This is a genomic window from Streptomyces sp. NPDC091387, assembly GCF_044756945.1.
Lineage (GTDB): Bacteria > Actinomycetota > Actinomycetes > Streptomycetales > Streptomycetaceae > Streptomyces.
In genome coordinates, this window is sequence record NZ_JBIVTZ010000050.1 from 1 (window position 1) to 1677 (window position 1677).

Sequence of the window (1677 nt, forward strand, 5' to 3'; positions counted from 1 at the left end):
CCTCGGGCTTTCACGAGGTGGGTTGTCCGACGCTTGATCAAATAAGCGGAGAGTGCTCCTGACCTGCAACGATGGGACTTGTCTAGGGTCCAGTCAGCCGCAGGAAAGAAGCACTCTCCAGGTGAGTAAGCGTATCGGGTTCTACCCGCGTGTCCGCGTCGAGGGCGGTGGCAGCGGGACGGTCTCGCAGGCGGGGGCGGTGTTGCTGGTCGAGGCGGTCCGCAAGGTGGGCCTGGACACCGCGATATCGACGGCATTGGCTCCGTGGCAGAAGTCTCGGACGGTGCACGACCCCGGCAAGGTCCTGCTGGATGTCGCACTCGCGACGGCCCTGGGCGGGGACTGCCTGGCCGATGTCGCCATGCTGCGGGCCGAGCCCGAAATGTTCGGCCCGGTTGCGTCCGACCCGACTGTCTCCCGACTGATCGACACCCTTGCGGCAGCCGGACCGAAGGCCCTCACCGCGATCCGGTCGGCACGGGCCGAAACACGCGCGCGAGTCTGGGAGTTGGCCGGGGCGAACAGTCCGGCCGCCGACGGGCAGGTGATCGTGGACATCGACGGCGTGCTGGTGCTTGCACACTCCGAGAAACAGGACGCCACCGCGACCTGGAAGAAGACCTACGGCCACCACCCGCTCGTCGCGTTCGTCGACCACGGCCAGGACGGTTCCGGAGAGCCGGTCGCCGCGCTGCTGCGGCCCGGCAACGCCGGCTCGAACACCGCGAGCGATCACATCGAAACAGCGCAACTCGCCCTCGCCCAACTCCCCAAGCACCTGCGGCGGGGCCGGAAGACGCTGATCCGCACCGACTCCGCCGGCGGCACCCACGCCTTCCTCGACTGGCTCTCCAAACCGGGCCGGTGGCTGTCGTATTCCGTCGGCATGACCATCACCGACGCCATTCACCAGGCAGTGCTGAAGATCCCGAAGAAGGCGTGGACACCGGCCTACGACTCCGGCGGCACCGAGCGGCCCGGCGCCTGGGTCGCGGAGATCACCGACATGCCCGACCTGAGCACGTGGCCCAAGGGCATGCGGCTGATCGTCCGCAAGGAACGGCCCCACCCCGGCGCCCAGTTGCGCTTCACCGACCTCGACGGACTGCGGCTCACCTGCTTCGCGACCAACACAAAGCGCGGCCAGCTCGCCGACCTCGAACTACGTCACCGACGGCGGGCCCGCTGCGAGGACCGCATACGAAACGCCCGCGACACCGGCCTGCGCAATCTGCCCCTGCACGACACCGCCCAGAACCGGATCTGGCTGGAGATCGTCTCCCTCGCACTCGACCTCCTCGCCTGGATGCCGATGCTCGCCATGACCGCAGAAACCCGCCGCTGGGAGCCCAAACGGCTTCGACTGCGGCTGTTCTCCGCCGCCGCTCAACGGGTCACCACCGGCCGACGCCGCTGGCTCCGCTTCACCGCCCGATGGCCCTGGACCCATGTGATCACCCGCGCGATCGAGCGACTCACAGCCCTGCCGAACCCCGGCTGACCAGCAACTCCGACCGTCCCGACGAGCCACAGCAACATCCCGGAACCGTGGAACCCCGGCGCCCACCCGACACGACAGCCGGGCCGCCAACCTGCCCCAGCCCACACAATTCCGCCCCTCGCAAGCACAGAACCCCCGTCAGCAAACCGACGAGGACTCATGAACGATCGAGGCTA

At 68.3% G+C, this 1677-nt stretch carries 1 protein-coding gene; it reads left to right on the forward strand.

Annotated features, from left to right (window positions below; genetic code table 11):
• Nucleotides 1-121: 121 nt before the first annotated feature.
• Entirely contained in the window at nt 122-1501 is a 1380-nt protein-coding gene (locus ACIQM0_RS39300) for an IS1380 family transposase (RefSeq protein ID WP_401296051.1), read from the forward strand.
• Nucleotides 1502-1677 lie beyond the last annotated feature (176 nt).